Here is a 25,760-nt window from a genome sequence, read left to right as displayed (position 1 = left end):
CTCAAAACCTCTTACCTCTGCGTACTCTGCGCCTCTGCGGTTCATTCCTCTTCCTTCGTGTCTTCGTGGTTCATTTTCATACAAACCCCTACCCTTCCCCAAACCTATTAACTAACCATATAGTTAAATAACAGATTACTTATGTAAACAGAATTTACAAATAAGTGAGAAAACCTTGCTAAATTGTTAAGATTTGTCAATAATGATTACGTTTTTTATATCATTTTGTTTCAGTTCAGGGATAAAACCCCCACTGAAACAGAGTTTTCTGGTACAAAACTCTTAATTGCCGAAGAAAATGGAAGAAAAAAACTTCCAGTAGAGAACACGCCTCAAAGGAGCTTATCTGAATGTTTACCCAGGTCAAGTCCACTATTAGACATATTGCACCTGATGAGTTACGGGGACGTAATCTGATTAAGGTTGTTTATGTTGTGCTTGAATCTCAGTACCAAAGTGCTTTATCACAAGCAGTACGAGAAGTCAATGCTAATCATCCTAATATAGCGATCGAAATCAGTGGGTACTTAATAGAAGAATTACGCAGTTCAGAAAATTATGAAGAGTTCAAGCGTGATATAGCCAATGCTAATATATTCATTGCCTCACTAATTTTCATCGAAGACTTAGCTCAGAAAGTCGTTGCGGCTGTTGAACCCCATCGGGATAACCTAGATGTTTCCGTTGTTTTCCCATCTATGCCCGAGGTAATGCGCCTTAACAAGATGGGTACCTTTTCCTTAGCACAATTAGGACAATCTAAGAGTGCGATCGCTCAATTCATGAAGAAGCGCAAGGAAAAATCCGGAGCTAGTTTCCAAGATGGAATGCTGAAACTACTGAGAACACTACCCCAAGTGCTAAAATTCTTACCCATAGATAAAGCACAGGACGCGCGTAACTTCATGCTCAGTTTCCAGTATTGGCTGGGTGGTTCAGCGGAAAACTTGGAAAATTTCCTGTTGATGCTGGCTGACAAATATGTATTAAAAGGCAACAACGCACAAAGAACAGAAGAAACCATTAACTATGCTGCACCAGTAGTTTATCCCGACATGGGGATATGGCATCCTTTAGCTACCACTATGTACGAGGATGTCCGTGAATACCTCAACTGGTATGCAGCTAGAAAAGATATTTACCCAGACCTGAAAGACCCACTAGCACCATGTATTGGTCTGGTTTTACAAAGAACCCACTTAGTAACTGGTGATGATGCCCACTATGTAGCTATTGTCCAAGAATTTGAATCATTAGGGGCAAAAGTATTACCTGTATTTGCTGGTGGTTTAGATTTCTCCAAACCGGTAGATGCTTACTTCTACGAACCTACAACCAATAAACCATTAGTAGATGCAGTAGTATCCTTAACTGGCTTTGCGTTAGTCGGTGGACCTGCTAGACAAGACCATCCCAAAGCGATAGACGCGCTAAAACGCCTCAACCGTCCCTACATGGTGGCCTTACCTTTGGTGTTCCAAACCACCGAAGAATGGTTAGATAGCGAACTGGGTTTACATCCCATTCAAGTAGCCTTACAAATTGCCATTCCTGAACTTGACGGGGCGATCGAACCAATCATATTATCTGGTAGAGACGGGGCAACAGGAAAAGCGATCGCATTACAAGACCGGGTAGAATCAGTAGCCCAACGAGCTTTAAAATGGGCAAACCTGCGTCGCAAACCCAAACTTAACAAAAAAGTAGCCATCACTGTTTTTAGTTTCCCCCCCGATAAAGGTAACGTTGGTACAGCCGCATATTTAGACGTATTCGGTTCTATCTACGAAGTCATGAAAGGACTCAGAGACAACGGTTACGATGTGCAAGACATTCCAGAAAGTGCTAAAGAACTGATGGAACAAGTCATCCACGACGCACAAGCACAATACGCAAGTCCTGAACTCAATATTGCTTACAAAATGTCCGTGCCAGAATATGAAGCACTGACACCTTACTCCCAACGCTTAGAAGAAAACTGGGGTCCACCACCAGGAAACTTAAACAGCGATGGACAAAACCTGCTCGTATACGGTAAGCATTTCGGTAACGTCTTCATCGGTGTGCAACCCACCTTCGGTTATGAAGGCGACCCCATGCGCTTATTATTCTCTCGTTCCGCTAGTCCCCATCACGGTTTCGCTGCATACTATACCTATTTAGAAAAAGTTTGGGGTGCGGATGCTGTGTTACACTTCGGTACACACGGCTCATTGGAATTCATGCCCGGTAAGCAAATGGGAATGTCAGGCGAATGTTACCCTGATAGCTTAATTGGCACAATTCCCAACCTGTATTATTACGCAGCCAATAACCCCAGTGAAGCAACAATTGCTAAACGCCGCAGTTACGCCGAAACAATTTCTTACCTGACACCACCTGCGGAAAATGCTGGTTTGTACAAAGGGTTGAAAGAACTGAGTGAATTAATTGCATCTTATCAAACCTTAAAAGATAGCGGTCGGGGAGTTTCCATTGTTAACGCCATCATCGACAAATGCCGCATCGTTAACTTAGATAAAGATATCAACCTTCCCGAAACCGACGCAAAAGATATGTCCTCTGAAGAACGGGACAATATCGTCGGTATCGTTTATCGCAAGTTAATGGAAATTGAATCCCGCTTATTACCTTGCGGTTTGCACGTTATTGGTAAACCACCCACAGCGGAAGAAGCCGTTGCAACTTTGGTAAATATTGCCAGCTTAGACCGCACCGAAGAAGAAATTCTCAGTTTACCCCGCATTATTGCCAATAGCTTGGGACGGGACATTGAGGAAATTTACAAAAATAGCGACAAAGGCATTTTAGCCGACGTACAACTACTACAAGATATCACCTTAGCTACCCGCGCTGCTGTAGGTTCTTTGGTGCAGGAACAAACCGACGCTGAAGGTAGAGTTTCCTTGGTTTCCAAGTTGAATTTCTTCAACATGGGTAAAAAAGAACCTTGGGTAGAATCTTTGCACAAGTCAGGTTACACCAAAGTTGACACCTCTGCATTAAAACCCCTGTTTGAATATTTGGAATTCTGCTTAAAACAAGTTTGTGCAGATAACGAACTCGGTGGTTTATTGCAAGGTTTGGAAGGTGAATATATTTTACCCGGACCCGGTGGCGACCCCATCCGTAACCCTGATGTATTGCCCACAGGTAAAAATATACACGCTTTAGACCCCCAATCTATCCCTACAACCGCCGCTGTGCAGTCTGCGAAAATAGTTGTTGACAGGCTGTTAGAACGCAACAAGGTTGAAAATGGTGGAAACTGGCCAGAAACCATTGCCTGTGTCCTCTGGGGTACAGATAACATCAAAACCTACGGGGAATCCCTCGCCCAAATTATGTGGATGGTGGGAGTGCGTCCTGTTCCCGATTCTTTGGGACGGGTGAACAAGTTGGAATTGATACCTTTAGAAGAGTTGGGACGACCCAGAATTGACGTGGTAATTAACTGTTCTGGTGTATTCCGTGACCTGTTCATCAACCAAATGAACCTGCTTGACCAAGGTGTGAAAATGGCCGCTGAAGCTGATGAACCCTTGGAAATGAACTTTGTGCGGAAACACGCACTGCAACAAGCAGAGGAAATGGGCATAAATCTGCGTCAAGCTGCAACTCGTGTTTTCTCTAATGCTTCTGGTTCTTATTCTTCTAATATTAACCTGGCAGTGGAGAATAGCACTTGGGATAGTGAAGCAGAGTTGCAAGAAATGTATTTGAAACGCAAATCTTTCTCTTTCAATTCTGATAACCCTGGTGTAATGGATGAGTCACGGCAGATTTTTGAAACTACTTTGAAAACTGCTGATGCAACTTTCCAAAATCTGGATTCTTCGGAAATCAGTTTAACTGATGTTTCCCATTATTTCGACTCTGACCCCACTAAGTTAGTTGCAAGTCTGCGTAAAGATGGTAAGAAACCTGCATCTTACATTGCAGATACAACTACCGCGAATGCACAGGTGAGAAGTTTATCGGAAACTGTGCGTTTGGATGCGCGGACGAAGTTGTTAAACCCCAAATGGTATGAGGGGATGTTATCTCACGGTTACGAAGGTGTGCGGGAACTTTCCAAGCGGTTGGTTAATACCACTGGTTGGAGTGCAACTGCTGGTGCTGTGGATAACTGGGTTTATGAGGAGACGAATGAGACGTTTATTAAAGATGAGGAAATGCAGAAGCGTTTGATGAATTTGAATCCTCATTCTTTCCGCAAGATTGTTTCTACTTTGTTGGAAGTGAATGGTCGCGGTTATTGGGAGACGAGTGAGGAGAATTTAGATAAGTTGAGAGAGTTGTATCAGGAGGTGGAAAATCGGATTGAGGGTATAGAATAGGGTTATATGGGCAGGTATAAAACCTGCCTATTTTGAAATGAATAATATCTTGATTACAGGGATTTTCTGGTAAATTAACTACTTGTCAACGGGGACAGTAATTTGCCAATACGGACAACAATTTGTCAACGCGGTCAAATAATTTGGCAATCGACAGGTAAAGTCACACAAACAAGAATTGAATTGAAATAATTCAATATGGACGTAACTGGATTCGAACCAGTGACCCCATCGATGTCAACGATGTACTCTAACCAACTGAGCTATACGTCCTTAAACAAGCCTTATTCATCATAACATACATATTTTAAAAAGCAAGAGCAAAATCCAAAACCAGCCAAACTAGTTATTCAGTAGGGGTTTAGCACCGCCAAACCCTCTTAGTGTATGAACTAACTAACAGTTATCCTCACACCTGCACTCTCATTCCCCAACCTATCAACTGCACACACGGCATAAGTACCAGCTTGAACAGTGGCAAAAGTCGTACCAGCAGATAAAATGCGCTGAATTATCCAACTATCTCCATTTTGACGGTACAGCGTCCAAGAACGCACGGGTTGATTATCACCAGGTTGCCAATTTAGTCTACCGTTTTCAAATTTTAGTTCCTTGGGAGGAGAGGGGGGTGTAGCATTTTGCCATGACATTGTGGGAACTATAGCAGGTCTGGAATAATAGGTACTTTTAAATTGGTCAGCAATACCTTGGCGATTTTCAGATAGGGAACTCATACTAAAAAAGATATTTCCCAAAGAAAATTTACCTGCTAAATTGCGAGAAAGTTGAATTTGTTTTTCAATTTCTGAATTTTTCCAAGCCTTATTGTCTAGTTGTCCAATATTATTACCAGCGTAAATATGGCGTTGTTTAGTATTAGCTTCTGTCCACCATTTCAGCAAGACTTCATAACTTTGTTGTGTTTGGTCAGTACGCCAATAAAGTTGCGGGGCTAAATAATCAATCCAACCTTCTTGTAACCATTTTTTGGAATCTGCATACAGTACATTATAGGGATCTAAACCAACAATACCAGATGGTTGTCCAGGGCGATAAATGCCGAAGGGACTAATACCAAATTTCACGTGAGGTTTAGTTTTTTTAATTCCTTGAGATAACCTTAGTACCATTTGATTGACGTTTTCTCGTCGCCAATCTTCTAAACTTAGTTTTCCACCATTAGCTGTGTAAGCTGCGTAGGTTTTTTGGTCAGGAAAAGATTGACCAGATATGGGATAGGGATAAAAATAATCGTCTAGGTGAACGCCATCTAAATTGTAGCGGTTAACAACATCAATAATGACATTGTAAGCTCGGTCTTGAACTATTTTTGCACCTGGATCCATCCATAGTTGATTACCCCATTGATAAACAACTTCAGGATTAGTGATAGCGATGTGGGGAGAGACATTAAAACCGCTTTTGGTGGTAGTTTTGGCACGGTAGGGATTGAACCAAGCATGAAGTTCGATATTGCGTTTATGACATTCAGCGATCGCAAATTCCAAAGGATCATAAAATGGTTCTGGTGGTTTTCCTTGAGTTCCCGTAATCCAAGCACTCCAAGGTTCTAAAGCAGAAGCATATAAAGCATCACCTTCCGGTCGCACCTGTAATACTAGGGCGTTAAAATTGAGAGATTGTAATTGTTTAATTATTTCCAGCAGTTCCGTTTTCTGCTGTTCCACAGAAAGTCCAGGTTTGGAAGGCCAATCACTATTCCATACAGCTGCAACCCAAACACCACGAAACTCGCGGTTATGACTGACTCTCACAGTATTAGATGATGGGGGTACAACAATATAATCAGAAGCAATTTTTTCTGCTTTTCCCTGATATACCAAAGCTTGATATACCATTACAGCCACATCTGCACGAGTCGCCGACATTCTGGGGTTGAGTAATTTAATATTCGGATAGTTAGCCACCCAACCGACACGAGTGGCGATCGCTATTTGATTGATAGCATAGTTAGGAATAGCAGTAGAATCTTGATAAATTTGTGGTAATTTACTCACCAAGTCAGGCGCTACCTGAGAAGCAATATTTAGTCCATTGACCATAGAGACTAAAATATCACCCCTAGAAATACTATCATTAGGGCGGAAAGTCTGGTCAGGATAGCCAACTAAAAAACCTGTTTCGTAAACCTTTTGAATAGCACTTTTAGCCCAATATGTTTCCGGAACATCTTTAAAAGAGACATATTCCCGTTGTTTAGGCGGTGTAAATATAGAAGCGATAATAGCCGCAAATTCAGCACGGGTAACGGGATAATCAGGGCGAAAAGTTCCATCTCGATATCCATTGACAATGCGCCGTTGGACTAAAGCCTGAATGAATAGACGCGCCCAGTGATTTTGAATATCTGGAAATTGTGAAGAAGTAGATACCATAGAATATTTTGATAGCAACTGATATTTTTACGCTTAATGTTGATTTTGACTAACCAGAAGTTCCCCGCAAATAAACAAACTGCCGATTCCTATTTTCTAACTTATCATCTATTTTTGTAGAAGCACATATCCCCTGACTCAAAAGCCAATTTTGCAAAAACTCATTAATTCTATCAGCATTATGTCCGTGATTAATAAGTAATCCTGTCGGACTCAGACGATTTAACAAAGATTGCATTGCTTCAATCAGCTTATCTTCTGACATCAGGTTAAAAAGTTGAACGGTGCTACGAGTGATAATTACATCAAATAAACCAGGACAAATGTCACTATCAAATATACTACCTGTCATAAACTTCACTGTCTTTATCTTATTCCTAATCTCTGCTGTGGAGATGACATCTAAGTTATTTTCTGCAAAATAAGCAAACCAATTTAATTCCTGAGAACTGAGTGGATAATTAGCTAAATATTGATTTGCATAGGCAGAAACATCAAGCACCGTTACATCAAATCCCAGGTAAGCCAAAACATAAGCTTCTAAAGAAATCCCATTACCAGCACAGAGAACAGTTTTATATTCCAGTTTTTGCAAAAAAGGTATTAGCCAATCGCTATCATCAAATATATGACACAAAAAATCATATTCATATCCCTTAGTAATCAAATATTTCCAAAAATAATTCCAACCCTCAGCATCGTTAACATTAGTAGGAATGGGATAATCTGGCATTAGGGTTTTCGTGGCATTAATGGGATCAAAACCTTCTGGAAATAAAGTTTTATGATTATATTGTGCCTGAACTAAATTTGCGCCTTCCAGATTTGATCCCCGTAAATTTGCATCTTTTAAATTAGCTTCTCGCAAACGGGCATTTTCTAAATTTGCTTGCAACAGAATAGTACCACTCAAATTAGTTCGCAGCATTGTCGCCTTCACAAAAATTGTTTTCGTCATCACTGCGCGACTGAAATCAGCCCTAGTTAAATTGGCGTGACTAAAATCAGCTTTATTTAACATTGCTGCACTCAAATTAGCCCTTAATAAAACGGCATTACTTAAGTTTGCACCACTCAAATCTGCCCTTGCTAAAATTGCACCACTCAAATTAATATCTCGCAAATTCACACCTGGAAGAATAGCAGCAGTTAAATCAGAATTTTCAAAATTCCTTTCCCCTGCTGCATAGAAATTCAATAACTCTTCTGCACTATTAACCTTAACCATGACAAAAACCTCCTCCGCGTACCTCCGCGTTAACCTCAGCGTACCTCTGCGTTTTATAAACCCATAACTTGACGATAACGAGACTCAATTTGCATTACACCAGCCGATTTCCCCTGAGTTTCCCATTGACTACGGTTAAATAACTCTTGCCGTAATTCATCAACATTAATAGTTGTAACTTCACCATTAGCAACAACTTGTTTACCATTCACCCAAGCATTACTAACAACATTATGAGGACGACCTAAAACCAATAAACCAATCGGATCAGTACGAGGAAGCAAAGATAAATGAGTTAAATCATAAAGCACTAAATCAGCTTGCTTGCCAACCGTCAAAGAACCAATTTTATCATCTATATTCAATCCTTTTGCACCTCCTAAAGATGCCATTTCGATAGCTTCACGGGGTGTAATCCAGTATTGATAATCTAATTCTGTAACATTGTGTAGAATCGAACCTATTTTAATTGCTTCTAACAAGTCTTGAGAGTCATTACTAGAAGCACCATCACAACCAAAAGTTACATTAACACCAGCTTGACGATATTTTAAAATCGGGGCAATACCACTACCTAAACGCAGATTACTTAACGGATTATGAACAACTGTAGATTTAGTTTCAGCCAGGATATTAATATCAGCATCGTTTAACCAAACACAATGTGCTAAACTGGTGCGATCGCTCAAATAACCAATTCTATTTAAATGTGCAACCGCACTACAACCATATTTTTCCTGTGCTAGTTTTTCCTGTGCCTTAGTTTCCAGTAAATGAGAATGACGACAAAGATTATAACTATTACTTAACTCAATACAACCAGTAAATAAAGCATCAGTACACAACTGAATCCCCGTCGGTGCAACTAAAATATTAATCCCCTCATCTGGACGATGAAACTTAATAACAGCTTCTTCAATAATCGCTAAAGTTTCAGATGTAGAACGAAAATAAGGTTCATGATTTTGTGCAAATTCTCCAGAAGGTAGACCAGCACTAAAAGATTCATCTTGAATTAAAGGCGCAACAAAAGCCCTAATTCCTACTTCTCTATAAGCGCGAACTGTAGTAGCAATAGTTTCTAACTCTTGGCCAGGAATTAACACCAAATGGTCTACTACACTCGTCCCCCCAGAAAGCAAAGTTTCTACAGCCGTACCCAAAGCACTCAGATAAACTTGTTCTGTATCTAGAGGAGTAAAATCATATAAATGTGCTAACCACAATTCTAAAGGTAAAGGAGGAATTATACCCCGTTGCCACTTTTCTGAAGAATGGGTATGGGCATTGACAAAACCAGGTAATAAAAGTTTATGTTCACCGTCAATTTCTGTACCCATCACCTCTAAATTCGGTGCGATGGCAGTGATGATACCATCTACAATCTGTACATCTACAGTTGTGTAACCATTTGTAACAGGAATTAAAGCCTTTTTAATAGTCCAGTTCATGAGTGTTTAGCCATACTACAAATTTATTGTATGTCACAATAATATCGACACCAAATTTCCAAGACGAATGAAATCGCTTCCCTATTTCCTGCCATATTTTAACCTTAATTAAGTAATTGAACACTCAACAGAATTTCAAGGTACAACAGAAGCAATGATGTTGGATATTGAATATTTATGAATCTACCGTTACGAACATTAGGAGTTTCTCCCAATGCTTGGGGAGTAAATCAAAGCTTTGCAGACATTACTCGTCCTCCCAAGATACCACAGCCTGTGATTTTATCAACAGCAACTAAAACCCTGCGTATCGACTTAGCAAAAACCGCTATTATTGTTATTGATATGCAAAATGATTTCTGTCATCCTGATGGTTGGTTGGCGCATATTGGTGTGGATGTAAGTCCCGCACGTAAACCAATAGAACCTTTACAAAAATTATTACCAGAATTGCGTGCAGTTGGTGTATCTTTAATTTGGTTAAACTGGGGAAATCGCCCTGACTTACTCAATATTAATGCTGGTTTACTGCACGTTTATAACTCTACTGGTGAAGAAGTAGGATTAGGTGATCCTCTGCCTAAAAATGGCGCGAAAGTGCTAATGGCAGGTAGTTGGGCTGCTGCGGTAGTAGATGAACTCGAACAATTACCAGACGATATTCGCGTTGATAAATATCGCATGAGTGGGTTTTGGGATACGCCCTTAGATAGTATTCTGCGGAACTTAGGAATAACGACAATATTATTTGCGGGAGTTAATGCCGATCAATGCGTTTTCACAACCCTTTGTGATGCTAACTTCTTAGGTTATGACTGTATTTTATTACAAGATTGTACAGCCACAACTTCACCAGAATATTGTTGGTTAGCAACTTTGTACAACGTTAAACAATGCTTCGGGTTTGTTACAGATTCCTCGGCAATTTTTACAGCCTTAGCAGAAAACAAGAGAGAATAATCATCTAATTTGCTAATTAGGAGTTGAGGAGTCTGGAGGAAAATATATATTCTTTTTTTCCTATTCCCTATTCCCTATTCCCTATTCCCTGTTCCCCTTTTTGAATTAATTATGACCTCTATTAGTTGTGTAATTCCAGTTATCAAATCTCCCAAAGATTATCAAGCATACCGCATTAGTCCCCAGGACTCTAATCGGTTAGCAATTATCTTTGATTCCACAAATGCTAATACTTCCTTAACTTGTTGCGTGGAAATATTTGATGTGGGTGGACAAACGCCACCAAATCGCCATCAAGGTGCAGTAGAAATGTTTTTCATCCTCAAAGGAGAAGGAATTGCTATTTGTGACGGAAAAACAGTATCCATCAAGGCTGGTGATAGTTTATTAGTTCCACCAACAGGCACGCATTTGATTAGAAATACAGGTGATACTCGTCTTTACACTCTGACCATTATGATTCCCAATGAAGACTTTTCAGAATTAATTCGCAGTGGTATACCTGTAGAATTAGATGCTGAAGATATGTCTGTTTTAGGAAGATTTGATTACTGGAAATTTGTGGAAAATTAAGTATTTATTAGCTGAGAAAAAAGCTGTTGCCAATCAATTACAGGTGGTCTTGTTCCTTGATTAACTAACTCAAAAACCTGTCCGATAGAACTGGGGTAAAATAAACTTTCTACACAAGCAGCAGCTACATCAATGCGACTGGCTTCTCCTGAAAGAGTATCACCTTTACCCAATACTACACCTAACTTACCTGCCGTTGTTGCCTTTGTTAAGGTATTCAAATCGTAGGAAGTATAGGGTCCGTCAATTAAACGTCCTGGACGGATAATTGTGTAAGGAATACCTGAATGAATAATAGTTTCTTCTCCCTCTTGTTTAGCATCTAAAACACCAAAGCGATTGAGAAGATTAAAAGGAAACTCTTTTTTTCTGAGAATACCACAGGAAGAAACAAAAACGAACCTGTTTAAATTTTTAGGTGCTGCTGCAACTAGGTTTTTAATAGCTTGGGAATCAACTTTAGCTGGTGTATTTTTAGCTTTACTTGCAATTGATTGAGGATCAAACAAAGCCAGTCCCCATTCGATAATATTAGGGGGTGAGTCAAATTCCCATCTTGCAGAGGGAAAAGCAGTAGTTCCAGTACAGCATATAATAGAAGTAATGTTGGACATGGCTGCTGGTAGGGTATTTGGTTCGCGGATATCACCAACAGCTATTTCAACTTTTTGATTGAACATTTTTTCGGCTTTGTTGGCATTTCGTGTGAGAATGCGAACTGATAAACCTTTTTCTAGTAATTTGCTGACTACAAGTTGTCCAACACCACCAGTAGCACCAGCAACTAATACTATATCTTCCCTGGAAAGTTCTCCATTAGTCATAACTTTAACTTACCTTTGGGGGTGAAAATCCCCTGCTTCTACAAGCAGCGGGTTTTGCGTCGGCGTAAAATCCCCGTTGCAAAACGTAATTCTAAATTCTAAATTCTAAATTCTAAATTCTGCATTCTTTTAATAGGCAGCCTTTATTGACATGAATTTAAACATCCATAACAATCTGAGTTTTACCATTGTGTCCATGAATTAATTCAATTTGCTCCCATCCTCCAGTATACCAACCAGTTGAACAAAATTCACCTAACCATTGCATCACAGCAATACCACCACAACTGGGAAAATAGCATCCTACCGCAACTACACCAGTGCCGCTAATACCTGTGACATCTTTTCTTCTCACTAACTGAAAAGTGTTGAGATGATATCCATCTAAAGACTGTTGATCAAAAACTAAGTGTCTACCCCTTTTGTCTTGGAGTTGTTGGAAAGAATTTAAAGAGGGGAAAGTAGTATGACTGGAATTTGGCAAACAACGAGCGATCGCCACTTGTCCATCTGGTAAGAGGACTCCTCCAGCTATTATTTGCTGTGATGGCTTTTTTTCCGGTTCAATTAACCAAAATGTTTGTAGTTTGAGTTCCATAAATTACGCTCTTTTATTGCCAAAATGACTGTTTTTATGAATTTTTTATGATTAAAATACCGTAAAAATAACATTGTGATTACCAGACAGGAATATTGTAGATTTGATTTGCAACAGGATAAATAATCTAACTTGGTTAAATATTATACGGAATTACCAGTTAAGCAAGTGAAAGATGTAACCAAGAACGATGAATTTCCTGTCAAGATAGTCCACATAGCTTTGCAATTCCCACAATCTAGAGGTTAATCTACAAAAAATATACTCCCATGAACAGAAAAACCAACAAAATTTGCCAACAATCAGGAGTTATTCCCTATCGTGTTAGAGACGGAAAAGTGGAAGTCTTATTGATTACCACTCGTAAACGTCAAAGCTGGGTAATACCCAAAGGAGGCGTTTGTAAAGGGATGACTCCACCTGATTCAGCAGCTAAAGAAGCTTGGGAAGAAGCAGGAGTTGTCGGTCAAGTAAATACTACAAAAATTGGCGCTTATCAATATCGTAAACGCGGTAATACTTATCGAGTAAACTTATTTTTATTACCAGTAGAGCAAGAATTAGAAGATTGGCCAGAAGCAACCCAAAGAGACCGAATCTGGTTAGATATCAATCATGCTGCTATGCTAGTCAAGGGAAATTCTCTCAAAAGAATTTTAATGTGTTGTAATTTGTAAAAATTCCAGTTCTTATATCCCCGAATTCTTCCAGAATGGGGGGATATTGTATTGCATTGGGTAAGGAAAAATTATCAATTGATAATTGATCATTGACAATTGATAATTGTTTCTTTCAAGGTTTAAAACCTCCCCTTTCAAGGGGAAAAAAGCAAAAAATTCTGCTTTCTCAATCTTCTTCTTTTCAGGGAGAGGTAATTGTCAATTGTTCATTGTTAATTGTCCATTATTGAACGGTAAGCATTCAGCAATTTTTTGATCTCTCTACTATCAAACTGGTTGGGAATTTTGGCAAGCGTAGAGAACACTATTTTGCTGTTTGCTAAAGCTGCTTCAGTATATCCAAACCAAGATATTGAAGTTTTCACTGATTGCTTGGGGTTTAATTTTTGATTGATTGATTAATAATGTTTCCATTAAACACCCGCGATAATTATAGCCTATATCCTCTACTATTAATTGTCAAGTCTCTATAAAGTTTAGACATATAATACTTGAGATGCTGAGTTGGTTTTTAATAATTAAGGCTGATAATTTCCACAAAAAGGATGAATTTATCAAGATTTTGCGAAAATAAAGATGATAAATTTTGACAGTTGATTGCTGCTAACCAGAATGTGCTAGTAGAAAAAGCATCACAATGATCAGGGTATAACTGTTAACGTCTGTCCATGATAGAGGTAAGAGATTTATGGGAGACACAACAAGATGTATTTAAACTTTTTTATCAGTTCAATTGTGGGGATAATAGCAGCAGTATTACTAGCTTTTGGGGTTTTACAATGGTTTCATATCGCTGCTGGTAACTTTCTCGACTGGGTAATTGGTGGTGCAAGTTTTTGGTGGTTATTAGTAATTGTGACAGTTCCGTGGAATGTCCATTTTCAAGCTAAAGAAGTTTTAGCAGAAGCAGCAGAATCAATAGAAAAAAACATTCCCGTAGATGAAAAACAAATTAGGTATGTGAGAATTTTAGCCAAGCGATCGCTTTGGTTGGCTATTGGTTTACACTTAATCTCAGCGATAGCGTTGTATATTCTAGCAGCCACAGGAATTAGTGCTGTTGGATATATCAGTTCTGGTGCAGCCTTATTATTAACTTTATTGCGTCCAGCAATTAGTGCCTACGAATATCTATATGCAAGGTTGAGAATGATTCGTCAAGCCTTTACCTATCCTCGTGAAGATATTTTGGAACTGCGTAACCGCTTTTATGAACTAGAACAAAAAGTGCAAGCTTTAGAAGATCAACTTAATCCTGAACAACCCTATTCTTTAGCAGCAAACAACCAAAGATTTAGTGAAGAAACACGCCGAGAATTAGCTCGTATTCTGGCTAGTGTAGAAGAATTAAGAGCTACAAACCAAACAGAACATGAGCGTTTATCGAGAGAAGCCAGAAATGCGATTGCCCAACTTTCTACCGATGGTCAATTTCTCGATCACGTCCGTGAGATTATTAGATTTTTTAAATCTGCCTAATGGAGTGAGCAATGGACAATTGATAATTGACAATTGACAATTGATTAATTTGGATTAAAACCTCTTTTTTTAAAGAGAAAGTTCAAGAAAAAACCTTTCCTTACTTTCAATATTGTACCCTTTAGGCAGAGATAATTGTCTATTGTTAAACAGTTATCGTAGTTCATTAATAAAGGCCTTCTGATAGATAGCGGAGCGTGACGTAAGCCATACTCCTGCTTCTATTTCCTCCCTTGAAGAACTTGTAAACTACCACCAGCATATAAAGTTGGTGCATCCACCTCAAAACCAGTTTCTCTTAATAAACCTGGTAAATCAGTTTTCAACAATTCCCAAGCGGTTTCCGTTTCAAACAACCAGAAAAACACCGATAAACCCGGCCAAAAAATAGGATTTGTAGGAGGATGAAAGTCTACCAAAGTGAATACTCCTCCTGGTTTTAATACTCGATAAACTTCTTGAATAATTTTTCGCAATTGTTCAGGCCGCATCTCATGTAAAGCGGCGCTAGTATGGACTACATCAAATAAATTATCTGTAAAAGGCATATTTTCCGCAAAAGCTTCCACATAAGTCGCATTCGGCACATTATTACGCGCCCGTCGTAAAGATAACGGAGAAGCATCCAGCCCTGTAACGTTTTGTGATAATTTCACCAAAAATTCTGTCGCTTGACCGCTACCACAGCACAAATCTAAGATGTGAGTATGTGAGTGCAACGTTAAACCTTGTAAAGCTAGTTGGCGGAAACGCTCCTCACCCCCTACAGCCAAGGCTGCTAAACGGGATATACCGTCATATAACCATTGATAACGATAACTCAAGTCTCTAAAAATTGTCGCCATTGCATATTTCCTGCGAATAAAGCTTTATATTTAATAAAGATATATTGTTAACATTAGTAAAAAATTTGTAAGGTTGGGGGAAAGTAACTGCTATGGGTCGTGTAGGCGTATTATTACTCAATCTCGGTGGACCCGATAAGTTAGAGGATGTCGGTCCGTTTTTATATAACCTGTTTTCTGATCCCGAAATCATTCGCCTACCATTTCGTTGGATGCAAAAACCATTGGCTTGGTTTATTGCCACAAGGCGAGAAAAAACATCCCAGGAAAATTATAAGCATATAGGTGGTGGTTCACCACTGCGGCGCATTACGGAAGAGCAAGGGGAAGCCTTAAAAGCTCATTTGGATGCTGTAGGGAAAGAAGCCAAGATTTATGTGGGAATGCGTTATTGGCATCCTTACACAGAAGAAGCGATCGCTCAACTGGCACAAGACAACATTGAAAAGTTGGTAATTCTGCCACTTTACCCGCAATTTTCCATCAGTACCAGTGGTTCTAGTTTCCGGCTGTTAGAAAGACTTTGGCGAGAAAACCCTCAACTTCAGCCTCTGGAATATACCGTTATTCCTTCCTGGTACAAACAACCGGGCTATCTGCAAGCAATGGCTGAACTGATTCTAGAACAACTGAATCAATTTCCTGATCCGGATCAAGTGCATATTTTCTTTAGCGCCCACGGTGTACCAAAAAGCTATGTTGTAGAAGCCGGAGATCCTTATCAACAAGAGATTGAGGAATGTACACACCTAATTATGCAAACCCTCAAGCGCCCCAATCCCCACACCTTAGCCTATCAAAGTCGCGTTGGCCCAGTAGAATGGTTGCAACCTTACACCGAGGATGCTCTGAAAGAACTAGGTGCAAAAGGTGTCAAAGATTTGGTAGTTGTACCCATTAGTTTTGTTTCTGAACACATTGAGACACTGCAAGAAATTGATATTGAATATCGAGAAATAGCTGAAGCAGCAGGAATTCACAACTTCCGTCGCGCTTCTGCTCCCAACACCCATCCGGTATTTATTAAAGCACTCGCAGACTTGGTAATTGAGTCTCTAGAAAAACCTAGTCTCAAACTTTCCCAAGTCACCCAGATGAAAAAAAGGGTAAAAATGTATCCTCAAGAGCGTTGGGAATGGGGAATGACAACCAGCGCCGAAGTCTGGAATGGTCGCATAGCCATGCTAGGTTTTATTGCTTTAATCATTGAGATCGTGACCGGTCGAGGCTTACTCCATGCCATAGGTCTTCTCTAAACAAGGTAGGGGGCAGTTGAATAAAGAGTACCGAGTACCGAGTACCGAGTGGTTGACTCGTCTTCTTGTCACCACTCATGACTCATCGCTCGTTACTTGTCTGTCCCCCACACCCCACACCCCACACCCTACACCCTCTTCTTTCGATTTTCCCAGTACCAGCGATACCACTGTTTAGCACTACGAATTGCACACCAGAGCAGAATTAGCGCAATTAATCCTCCTGAACGGGGAGCATCAACGGCAAACAGCACCAAAAGAATACACAAGGCATCTTGAATAAACACTGCCCACAAGGGCAAGCCACGCAAGCGATAAAACCAGCCTAATTGAACTAGCTGGAGTACCAAAGCCAGTAAACCGCCTATTAAAGCAATTATCCAACTGGGCATTTCTGTTGCCGAAGCAACTGCTAAACCCATAATTGCGCCTACTATGGGAGACAAAAATAATTGCACCAGCTGTAATATTCTCTGTCCTCCTAGCTTTTTGGAAGCCAATAGTTCAAATAGTGACCAACTAGTAAATAAACAAAGTAATACATAAGGTGAAATACGTGATAAAAGCGGGACTTGAGACCAGAGGTTATTGCCTTGTAACAAGCCAATGACTAGTAATGGTATACCTAATCTTAGTCCTGCTGCTGCTCCAGCAGATAGGGCGGCAAGGATTTCAATCATGGGAATATCCCTGGTATTAATCAATTGTTAAGAGCAGGTTATGGGTAGTTATGTTTCCGAAAGTAATTTTTGCTCAAAATTTACATTAACTACTTTGTCCATAATTTTAGATACTCTATTTATATTTTATATACTCAGTTGTAATCTATAGTTTTGATGTTTGGGTAGATATAAGAGCAATTTTAAATTTTAGATTTCTGGAAATGAACTAGGGGAGGAAAAAATTCAAAATTCCCAAATCATACCTGCCTTCTGTTTTATACCTCTTACCGAAACAGGGTGTAAATAAAAAAAAGTCGAGTTTTTAAACTATGAATCTACTTTACACCCAATTGGGTTAAAGCTTAAGTCACTGACTTTAAGCGGGTAGACCCCACACCCTCGTTAACTCCTCTTAAGGTCTTACTTTTTACAAAACTTGACATAAAAATATAAGATATTACATAATTAGATCCACATTTTGCATCAGTAAATAAACGTAAACAAAATTAGTCTTTTTAAAGAAAATATGAATTTACTAAACTTCAATACGTACTATTACTGGTAACTTCCTGTTACTGAGCTAGAAAAATAATGAATATTTTTACTAAACACTTATAAGTAAATCTCATATTGCATTTGTTAAATTAAGTACGATTTCGGTTTGACTTTGGGGACACAATTGTATATTTTGATTCTATGGTAGTTGTCTGATAAACTACAACATACCAAATCTCATTCAATAACAAAACAACTAATTCCGCATTCCGCTCAAAATCGCGCTAGATTTTCTACCCATCCTAGAGAATCCTTCTTCCATCCAAAATTTTCGTCTGCTCTGGTGTTTATGGATTCTGCCAGAACGGTGTCTGTCTGCCTCAAGCGCGAACAAAGCTAGGTTTAAGAGCGATTACTCAACTCAACTATTTGCTTAATCCCCAATGTGCCATGTCTACTACAGCCACGAACGAACTGAAACATGAGATTTCCCAGTTATTGCGAGAGTATCAGCAGTGTCCTTCCGAACGTATTCGCAATCAACTGGTGAAACTAAATTTTGGACTGGTGAGAAAAGAAGCTCACTACTGGATCAATCAATGTCAAGAAAGCTACGAAGATTTGATCCAGGTCGGCTGTTTAGGTTTAATTAGGGCTATTGAAAAATTTGAACTTTCCAAAGGTAATGCCTTTAGTTCTTATGCTATTCCTTATATTCGCGGGGAAATTCAACACTACCTGCGAGATAAAGGTGTTACTATGCGAATCCCCCGGCGCTGGTTGGCACTACAACAGCAAGCAATAGGAGTTTCCCGTTCTTTACGCGAAAAATACAATCGTCAACCTACTGATGCAGAAATAGCAGCAGTGCTAAATATCCCTGTTAGCGAATGGCAAGAGATTAAATTAGCTTGGGTGAACCGCTCCCCTTTGAGTCTGGATGTGCCTATACAAGATGGAGAAGAAGGCTCTACTAGCTTGGGTGAACTAGTTCCAGATCCTCATTACCGCAGTTTTCAACTGGCTCAAGAGGATCAAATTCGTCTGCAACTAGCACTGGTACAGTTAGAGAATCGTACCCGTGAGGTTTTAGAGTGTGTATTTTTGCATGATTTGACTCAGAAGCAAGTTGCAGAACATTTAGGTATTAGTGTAGTTACGGTATCTCGAAGAGTCAAAAAAGGTCTGGATTTATTGAAACATCTGATGGGTGTCGGAGAAGATTAACAGCAAACAAGCTCAAGCTGTGGTTTTGCTGGCCTGACTGTATTAAAAATAAGCTGCGAAATGTCAAAATGTAGGTTATAAATTAAACAGTCTTCGCTTTGAATATTAACTTCAAGTGTGTTGACTACCACAAGTAAACTTTCCTATAGCTTTCGAGAACAGCTAATGGGTATAAATTCGCAAATTACAGCTACGGCTATTTTAACTTTGGCGATCGCAGGTTGTACTATTGGAGAAACACCAGAAGCTACTAACACTCCTCCTGCCCCAACTCCCCAAGATACAGCCCAGACACCACCATCACCAGCGCCTTTTCCCAGTCCTCTGGTATCTCCTCCTGTGAAAAGCACCACTGTTGCAGGGGGTAATGATTTAATTCCATCTACAAATATAGATTTGCAGCAAAAAATTATACAACCAGGTAGACGCGACCCATTTGCAGAAATTGTTAAACCTCCAATTGGTCAAGGAACTACTCCGCTGACGATATCCAGCACCAGGCCAGTTCCTACATTACCTCCCCTTCCCACTACACAAAAACCACAAACAGGTTCCACAGGAGTAAATACACCTGGTGGTGGACAATTACCAACAACTCCCAACGGAGTAGGAAGACCTGGTGGTACTACTGGAACAATTGCCACTGTACCTAAACCCAAGCCTCCTGTAGTGTCACAACTGCCTAAAGTTTTACCTCAACCTGTTCCCAATCCCAAAATCACGCCTGTACTACCACCACAGCCACAACCGGAAACTGCAAGAGCAGTTGTAGTTAGTGGTGTAGTTTTAATTGGTAGACAACCCCAGGCAATTATTAAAGTACCAGAAGAGCCAACCAGTCGCTATGTTCAAGCGGGACAAAGATTAGGTAATGGGGTTTTGATTAAACGGATTGAAATGAACGGTGGTTCTAATCCTATTGTGATTTTTGAACAATACGGTATTGAAGTAGCAAAAGGTGTAGGAGAAAAACCCGTCTCTGAGCCTTCTAAGACTGCTGCTAGTAGTGCGATTTCGATGGGTACACCATTGTAAATGTTGTGAAATATCAACTTTAAACCTGATTTTAATGCGGTGAGCAATCTCAAAAATCAGGTTAATTTAACTGAGTTTTTGCTGAATATGTAGCAACGGATGATAAAACAAAAGACACCAAAAAACTTTTAGCATTGTCACCTGTCACCTGTTCACTGTTACCGACTATAGCTATACACGGTTGCCAAAAAACAAACAATAAGATTTAATGACCGGATATTTCCGGTTTTATATTATTTCTATGGAAATGACTCAGAAAAAAATTGAATTTACTAATTTACCTTTGGCTGTGTATCGGGAAATAGCATCACATTTGCGTCAAGTAGAAGGGGTAGATGTTGATTTAATTCCCCAAACTTCTTCTGATTTTGATTACAATCAAAGTCAAATTGCTTACTTGTCTGTTTCTTGGCAACCAAATACTAATGAAGAACGGATTCAACAAATTTTGGCTTACTATCAAAATTGTTATGGTAGTTATTCTGTTAAATAGGGTTTGCTGATAGCGGAGCGTGGCGTAAGCCATAAAAGTTATCTGTGAGGGCTATTAATAGGGAAGAGGGAATAGGGAATAGGGAATAGTTTTAGTTATTCGTTATCCCCAAATTTTTTGATTGATCAGACCCAAAATGCACACCAATGGTGCTTCTTCAAAAGCCTTGAACTTTTTAGGTCATCTTAGGCATTGCTAATTAGGTAATGAAATTAAGCATTTTTAAAACCGGAACAAGTACTTTTGTTGTAAGTAATTGCATAAAAATCATTACATATTCAACAACACCGATATGTGCATTACAGCTTAGTTTGAGTAAAGGAAAATTCTGGTTGTTAAGACAAGACTGAAAAGCTCATATATTATCAAGTAAAGCGGTCTTCAACCAACACAGGAATTTTAAACGTAACTTGCAGTGATGCGTTACCTTGATCATCATTACCATGTCCATCAATCCTTGCTCGCGCACTTTGAATAACTGAATTGGGAACATTCATGATTATTTCATTCCACTGATGATTTTCACCAACAAAGCTTGTCTGTAAATAGAAGTCCTCTACGTCAGCAAATTTTAAAACTTTTGCTTTCCAATCAAGTGGCACGGGAATAGTAACATCACCCTCATAGCGAAGATGCGTATAATTACTTCGCATTTCTTTGACATCATAAGCAATATGAATTAGAAGAGCTTTTCCATCTTCTCTAACTCTTAAATTATTAGCTTCAAGAATCATTCTTGTTTTGCGTCCTGGTTTGGTATATACGTCTGGATCTCCACCTCCAATCCAAGGTACAGACGGAATTTCGTAATAATGCACTAGCGTTTTAAGCTTAGACATAATATATCCTCCTGTATCGTATAATGCCTTTGTAACTGTAGCGAAATGCTCTGCTCTTTGTATGCTTTACTTTAAATCGCTGGATTTTAATAAGCTGTAGTACGTTTGACAAATTTTCAAGTTCGCAATTCTCATAAATACCATTGGTTTACTGTTTCCTGTTTATTAGCCTCAAACCTTATTTTTCGTGACAAAGAAAAATTAAGACAGCTAAATGCAATTATCTAGCAGCCCCTTACAAAATTCATATTTGCTTAATATTTAATAAATATTAATCAACAGGGGATTGTTATAGAAGGTGAAAAAGAAGAGTGTAAAGAATCTTCAACAACACACCCTATGTATCTTTTATAGATGCCGGGTAATGGTAAGTATAATTATTATTAACATGGTATATTCTATGTTAGAATTTAGCATCAATGACTACAAATGGATTTACTCACTATTTTAGGCTTAGTTGCAGGGACATTAACCACTATTGCTTTTTTACCGCAGATGTTCCAAACCTGGAAAACCAAATCAGCAAAAGATGTCTCTTTCGTGATGCTGATTACTTTTATGTCCGGTTTGTTTCTGTGGTTAATTTATGGGATTATCCTTGGTGCTATACCCATTATTTTAGCTAATGGCATCACTTTATTTTTCAATTTCATTATTCTCTGGTTGAAAATTAAATATAGATAATATTTGATTGTTAAGGGTTTGGCATTGCTAAAAACCTACAGAGTTCTTAAATTTTGTACGCTTGATATCAATCCCCAAAAAATATATTTAACGAACCGCAAAGTACGCCAAGTACGCAAAGGAAGAAAGGAAATTAATCTGCTAAGGATTGATGAGAATGTAGGAAAAAAGTTGTATGTGAATTTATAAATAATTTATAATTGGTAAAAATTTTGGGGTTACTTGCGTCAAACCAACCGACAAGAGCTAATTTGGTTTATAATTATATAATAGCTAAATTTTTAGATTAACCTGTGACATCATCTGTATTTAACTCTGAACGCCTTTTATTTACACCCGCTACTCCCCAAACTGATGCTATTCCCCTTATTTTCGCTTTCCCAAATGAGTACACGGTGGGAATAACCAGTCTTGGCTATCAAGTGGTATGGGCAACTTTAGCGATGCGTGATGATTTACAGGTGAGTCGCTTATTTACTGATACTCAAGAACAACTTCCTAGAAAACCAGAAATACTAGGTTTTTCTATGTCTTGGGAATTAGATTATGTGAATATTTTCAATCTTTTGGAATCTTTAAATATTCCCCTTCGCGCAAGTAATAGAACAGAAAATCACCCTTTAGTTTTTGGTGGCGGTCCGGTTTTGACTGCTAACCCTGAACCGTTTGCTGATTTTTTTGATGTGATTTTATTGGGTGATGGGGAAATTTTACTGGGGAGTTTTATCGAAGCTTATAAAGAAGTTAGAAACGCATCCAGGGAAGTTAAATTAACAAGATTGGCACAAGTACCTGGCATCTATATTCCCAGTTTATATTATGTTGAATATTCTAGCCCTGATGGAGAAATAAAATCAATAAATCCCATTTCTTCAGAAATTACCGCAGTTATTCAAAAGCAAACTTACCGGGGAAATACTCTTTCTGCTTCTACTGTGGTAACGGAAAAAGCCGCTTGGGAAAATATTTTCATGGTGGAAGTGGTGAGGAGTTGTCCAGAAATGTGTCGCTTCTGTTTAGCAAGTTATTTAACTTTACCTTTTAGAACTGCGAGTTTGGAAAATTCTTTAATTCCCGCTATTGAACAAGGTTTAAAGGTTACTAACCGTCTGGGTCTATTGGGTGCTTCCGTGACACAACATCCTGAATTTTCAGAGTTATTAGATTATATTAGTCAACCTAAATATGATGATGTGCGGTTGAGTGTTGCGTCGGTGAGAACAAATACAGTAACGGAAAAGTTAGCTGCAACTTTGGCAAAACGTGATACTCGTTCTTTGACAATTGCTGTAGAAAGTGGTTCAGAAAAACTGCGGGAAATCATCAATAAAAAGTTATATAATGATGAAATTATCCAAGCTGCCATAAATGCGAAAGCTGGAGGTTTATCAAGTTTAAAATTATACGGAATGGTGGGTATTCCTGGGGAAGAACCAGAAGATTTAGATGCAACCGTGGCAATGATGAAGGCTGTTAAAAAAGCTGCTCCTGGTTTGCGGTTAACTCTGGGATGTAGCACCTTTGTACCGAAGTCACACACGCCTTTTCAGTGGTTTGGCGTGAATAAGCAATCTGAGAAGCGGTTGCAATTTTTACAAAAACAGTTAAAACCCCAAGGTATAGATTTTCGTCCTGAAAGTTATAATTGGTCTATTATTCAAGCTTTGTTATCGAGAGGCGATCGCAGACTTTCCCATCTGTTAGAATTAACTCGTGATTTTGGTGATTCTTTGGGTAGTTACAAACGCGCTTTTAAGGAATTAAAGGGAAAAATTCCTGATTTAGATTTTTACGTTTATAGTCATTGGTCTACTGAGCAAATTTTACCTTGGAATCACTTGCAAGGACCTTTACCTCAGTCTACACTAGTAAAGCATTTGCATGAAGCAATGAGTCATTTTCGCTCTGTTGCAGGAGTGAAATAAACGCAGAGGTTCGCAGAGGTCAACGCAGAGGTTCGCGGAGTTAGAGGATGCAAAATACATCGGAGTTTTATTGTGCTTATTGTGGTGAAGAAAACACTACTTTTATTGACTTGAGTGCAGGAATGACACAAAGTTATGTGGAAGATTGTCAGGTTTGTTGTCGTCCTAATATTTTGTATGTCAGAATTGATGAAGATACACTAGATATTGAAATTGATAGTGAATACGAAGGTTAAAGTTTAGGTTTTCGTTTCATGCTGTACTTTACTCACTCTTCTATTATTAATGCACCTGTCGAAGTAGTTTGGAAATTTCATGAACGTCCAGACATTCTACAGTTACTAACTCCACCTTGGCAACCACTCCAAGTAGTGCGTCGAGAAGGAGGACTAGATGAAGGTGCTATTACAGAGTTCCGTTTGTTTATTGGTCTTTTACCTTTGACTTGGTTAGCACGTCACAGTGAATTTGAAAAATATCGTCTGTTTACTGATGAACAAATATCTGGGCCTTTTGAGTCTTGGGTACATCGTCATGAGTTTGCAGAGGAAGAGGGAAAGACGAGATTAACTGATAATATTTCTTATTCTATGCCGGGAGGTGATGGGGTGGAATTTGTCGGTGGTTGGTTGGTACAAGTGCAGTTAGAAGCCATGTTTCGTTATCGGCATTTTATCACAAAACGGGAATGTGAGGTCAAGTAATTAATTATTAATTATCCATATTTATAGAAAGTTGTGTTAATTTTTCCAGCAGTTTATAAACCTCAGTCCCAATTTTTTGCTCTGGATAATTTGCATCATTGGGACTACATCCACCCAGGATTTTTGCTCTAGGTATTGCTTTGGGTATATATTCAATTAGTGTCTCATAATATTGAGGAAATTTTCCTTGATGAATACGAGCTAATAAACTTTTACATATTCCTGGACGTTTTTTAATAGGATGTTTCCAGATGTAATCATGTAAACTTTCAGTTGAAGTTTCTCCTAAAACACAATCTTTTAAAGTCGTGTTTAAATCCACAAAGTGCAAAATTAACCAAAGTTCAAAACATGGATTACTTAATCCTAGCTGATAAAGAGAACTTTCTAAACATTTTTGATAAATTTGTTCAATAGATGTTTTACGGTTATCATATTCATCTGTATCTACTATTAACCATAACTCATCATAATTTTCTTGAGGTTGATACCTTTGTTTTAATTCTTCGAGAAATTTATCTAAAGTCTCTAAGACTATATCAGGATGAGAATTACCCGCTTTAGATTCTTCTCTATCTATAAACTCTACATATAAATTACTCATCCTAAATTCTTCTGCATATTGCTTTTTTAAAGCATGAAAATATTTATATTCAGTTTTATCACCTTCTGCAACTATTATATATAATTTCCATTTTCCATCTGGACTACATTTACTATTAATTTCAATTGATATCCTCTGATAATCATCATTTCTTTCTCTTCCCATTTTATTTCTCTTTGCTCCAACCTAAAGCTTTTAAATCTTTGATAAAAGGTATTGCTCCAAATCTTCCATTAAGATATCCAGCAACTAAATCTAAATTTTCAACATCTGTATTTGCTAAAGAATAAAGTATAGATTGTCCATATTTATCTTTTTCTACAAACCAAATTTCATCTTTTCTAAAAACATCCTTTATATCTAGTAAGTTAACTTCATGTGTTGATGCTATTAACTGACTACTTGAGTTCTTATATTCAGTATTGTTTAAAAAATGGTCAAACAGTTTATAAATCAGTATAG

23 protein-coding genes and 1 tRNA gene are annotated in these 25,760 nt (G+C 38.6%); 13 read left to right on the top strand and 11 right to left on the bottom strand.

Annotation, left to right across the window (positions count from 1 at the left end; all coding sequences use genetic code 11):
• Positions 1–350 precede the first annotated feature (350 nt).
• On the top strand, positions 351–4,340 hold the full coding sequence (locus A0J48_RS15135) for a magnesium chelatase subunit H (protein WP_200324369.1): 3,990 nt from the start codon (positions 351–353) through the stop codon (positions 4,338–4,340).
• Positions 4,341–4,539: 199 nt separating this feature from the next.
• Here the strand turns inward: A0J48_RS15135 and A0J48_RS15130 are convergent.
• The 4 genes from A0J48_RS15130 to A0J48_RS15115 all read right to left on the bottom strand — a co-directional run bounded on the left by A0J48_RS15130 (position 4,540) and on the right by A0J48_RS15115 (position 9,415).
• A tRNA-Val gene (locus A0J48_RS15130) sits at positions 4,540–4,613 on the bottom strand.
• Positions 4,614–4,732: 119 nt separating this feature from the next.
• A complete protein-coding gene (locus A0J48_RS15125) occupies positions 4,733–6,736 on the bottom strand; it encodes a glycoside hydrolase family 10 protein (protein WP_200324367.1) in 2,004 nt (667 codons plus the stop codon).
• A gap of 49 nt (positions 6,737–6,785) precedes the next feature.
• A complete protein-coding gene (locus tag A0J48_RS15120) occupies positions 6,786–7,964 on the bottom strand; it encodes a pentapeptide repeat-containing protein (protein ID WP_200324365.1) in 1,179 nt (392 codons plus the stop codon).
• A gap of 53 nt (positions 7,965–8,017) precedes the next feature.
• Positions 8,018–9,415: an amidohydrolase gene (locus A0J48_RS15115; RefSeq protein WP_200324363.1), complete on the bottom strand. Its 1,398-nt coding sequence runs from the start codon at positions 9,413–9,415 to the stop codon at positions 8,018–8,020.
• Positions 9,416–9,592: 177 nt separating this feature from the next.
• On the opposite strand from A0J48_RS15115, the gene A0J48_RS15110 reads away from it, so the two are divergent.
• On the top strand, positions 9,593–10,375 hold the full coding sequence (locus A0J48_RS15110; protein ID WP_200324361.1) for a cysteine hydrolase family protein: 783 nt from the start codon (positions 9,593–9,595) through the stop codon (positions 10,373–10,375).
• A 111-nt stretch (positions 10,376–10,486) separates the two neighbouring features.
• Entirely contained in the window at positions 10,487–10,948 is a 462-nt protein-coding gene (locus A0J48_RS15105; RefSeq protein ID WP_200324359.1) for a cupin domain-containing protein, read from the top strand.
• On the opposite strand, the gene A0J48_RS15100 is transcribed toward A0J48_RS15105, so the two are convergent.
• On the bottom strand, positions 10,945–11,772 hold the full coding sequence (locus tag A0J48_RS15100) for an SDR family oxidoreductase (protein ID WP_200324357.1): 828 nt from the start codon (positions 11,770–11,772) through the stop codon (positions 10,945–10,947). The genes A0J48_RS15105 and A0J48_RS15100 overlap by 4 nt on opposite strands.
• 157 nt (positions 11,773–11,929) lie before the next feature.
• Positions 11,930–12,370 carry a hypothetical protein gene (locus A0J48_RS15095; protein WP_200324355.1) on the bottom strand — a complete coding sequence of 147 codons (441 nt, stop codon included), beginning with the start codon at positions 12,368–12,370 and terminating at the stop codon, positions 11,930–11,932.
• 269 nt (positions 12,371–12,639) lie between these two features.
• Between A0J48_RS15095 and A0J48_RS15090 the strand changes: the two genes are divergently transcribed.
• Positions 12,640–13,047: an NUDIX hydrolase gene (locus tag A0J48_RS15090; protein ID WP_200324353.1), complete on the top strand. Its 408-nt coding sequence runs from the start codon at positions 12,640–12,642 to the stop codon at positions 13,045–13,047.
• 708 nt (positions 13,048–13,755) lie between these two features.
• Complete coding sequence (locus A0J48_RS15085; protein WP_200324351.1) at positions 13,756–14,529, top strand: hypothetical protein; 774 nt, start codon at positions 13,756–13,758, stop codon at positions 14,527–14,529.
• Positions 14,530–14,750: 221 nt separating this feature from the next.
• Here the strand turns inward: A0J48_RS15085 and A0J48_RS15080 are convergent, their stop codons facing one another.
• Entirely contained in the window at positions 14,751–15,374 is a 624-nt protein-coding gene (locus A0J48_RS15080) for a class I SAM-dependent methyltransferase (protein ID WP_200324349.1), read from the bottom strand.
• A 92-nt stretch (positions 15,375–15,466) separates the two neighbouring features.
• Here A0J48_RS15080 and hemH point away from each other — a divergent pair, with 92 nt between their 5' ends.
• Positions 15,467–16,630, top strand: coding sequence for a ferrochelatase (hemH, locus tag A0J48_RS15075; RefSeq protein ID WP_200324347.1), 1,164 nt, complete (start codon positions 15,467–15,469; stop codon positions 16,628–16,630).
• A gap of 128 nt (positions 16,631–16,758) precedes the next feature.
• Here hemH and A0J48_RS15070 read toward each other — a convergent pair whose 3' ends face one another.
• Complete coding sequence (locus A0J48_RS15070; protein ID WP_200324345.1) at positions 16,759–17,310, bottom strand: DUF4126 domain-containing protein; 552 nt, start codon at positions 17,308–17,310, stop codon at positions 16,759–16,761.
• A gap of 927 nt (positions 17,311–18,237) precedes the next feature.
• Between A0J48_RS15070 and A0J48_RS15065 the strand changes: the two genes are divergently transcribed.
• The 3 genes from A0J48_RS15065 to A0J48_RS15055 all read left to right on the top strand — a co-directional run bounded on the left by A0J48_RS15065 (position 18,238) and on the right by A0J48_RS15055 (position 20,542).
• Positions 18,238–19,014: an RNA polymerase sigma factor SigF gene (locus tag A0J48_RS15065; protein WP_200324343.1), complete on the top strand. Its 777-nt coding sequence runs from the start codon at positions 18,238–18,240 to the stop codon at positions 19,012–19,014.
• A gap of 117 nt (positions 19,015–19,131) precedes the next feature.
• Complete coding sequence (locus A0J48_RS15060; protein ID WP_325078836.1) at positions 19,132–20,049, top strand: hypothetical protein; 918 nt, start codon at positions 19,132–19,134, stop codon at positions 20,047–20,049.
• A 241-nt stretch (positions 20,050–20,290) separates the two neighbouring features.
• Positions 20,291–20,542 (top strand): hypothetical protein, encoded by a 252-nt coding sequence (locus A0J48_RS15055; RefSeq protein WP_200324399.1) that lies wholly within the window; start codon positions 20,291–20,293, stop codon positions 20,540–20,542.
• Between the two features lie 365 nt (positions 20,543–20,907).
• On the opposite strand, the gene A0J48_RS15050 is transcribed toward A0J48_RS15055, so the two are convergent.
• The gene (locus tag A0J48_RS15050) at positions 20,908–21,381 is read right to left on the bottom strand and encodes a hypothetical protein (protein ID WP_234300937.1); all 474 of its coding nucleotides are present in this window, start codon (positions 21,379–21,381) and stop codon (positions 20,908–20,910) included.
• Positions 21,382–21,810: 429 nt separating this feature from the next.
• Here A0J48_RS15050 and A0J48_RS15045 point away from each other — a divergent pair, with 429 nt between their 5' ends.
• From A0J48_RS15045 to A0J48_RS15030, 4 genes are all read left to right on the top strand, one after another.
• A complete protein-coding gene (locus tag A0J48_RS15045) occupies positions 21,811–22,065 on the top strand; it encodes a SemiSWEET transporter (protein ID WP_200324337.1) in 255 nt (84 codons plus the stop codon).
• A gap of 293 nt (positions 22,066–22,358) precedes the next feature.
• Entirely contained in the window at positions 22,359–23,990 is a 1,632-nt protein-coding gene (locus A0J48_RS15040; RefSeq protein WP_200324335.1) for a B12-binding domain-containing radical SAM protein, read from the top strand.
• A gap of 47 nt (positions 23,991–24,037) precedes the next feature.
• Complete coding sequence (locus tag A0J48_RS15035; protein WP_200324333.1) at positions 24,038–24,226, top strand: CPXCG motif-containing cysteine-rich protein; 189 nt, start codon at positions 24,038–24,040, stop codon at positions 24,224–24,226.
• An 18-nt stretch (positions 24,227–24,244) separates the two neighbouring features.
• Positions 24,245–24,694 carry an SRPBCC family protein gene (locus A0J48_RS15030; RefSeq protein WP_200324331.1) on the top strand — a complete coding sequence of 150 codons (450 nt, stop codon included), beginning with the start codon at positions 24,245–24,247 and terminating at the stop codon, positions 24,692–24,694.
• Between the two features lie 7 nt (positions 24,695–24,701).
• Here A0J48_RS15030 and A0J48_RS15025 read toward each other — a convergent pair whose 3' ends face one another.
• Both A0J48_RS15025 and A0J48_RS15020 read right to left on the bottom strand, forming a co-directional pair.
• On the bottom strand, positions 24,702–25,463 hold the full coding sequence (locus A0J48_RS15025; protein ID WP_200324329.1) for an RloB family protein: 762 nt from the start codon (positions 25,461–25,463) through the stop codon (positions 24,702–24,704).
• A 1-nt stretch (position 25,464) separates the two neighbouring features.
• Positions 25,465–25,760: AAA family ATPase (locus A0J48_RS15020; RefSeq protein WP_411841135.1), on the bottom strand; the 296-nt coding region annotated here is incomplete at its 5' end.

It is taken from the genome of Sphaerospermopsis aphanizomenoides BCCUSP55 (assembly GCF_001586785.1).
GTDB classification, from domain to species: domain Bacteria; phylum Cyanobacteriota; class Cyanobacteriia; order Cyanobacteriales; family Nostocaceae; genus Sphaerospermopsis_A; species Sphaerospermopsis_A aphanizomenoides_A.
This window is presented reverse-complemented; position numbering and strand designations above follow the sequence as displayed.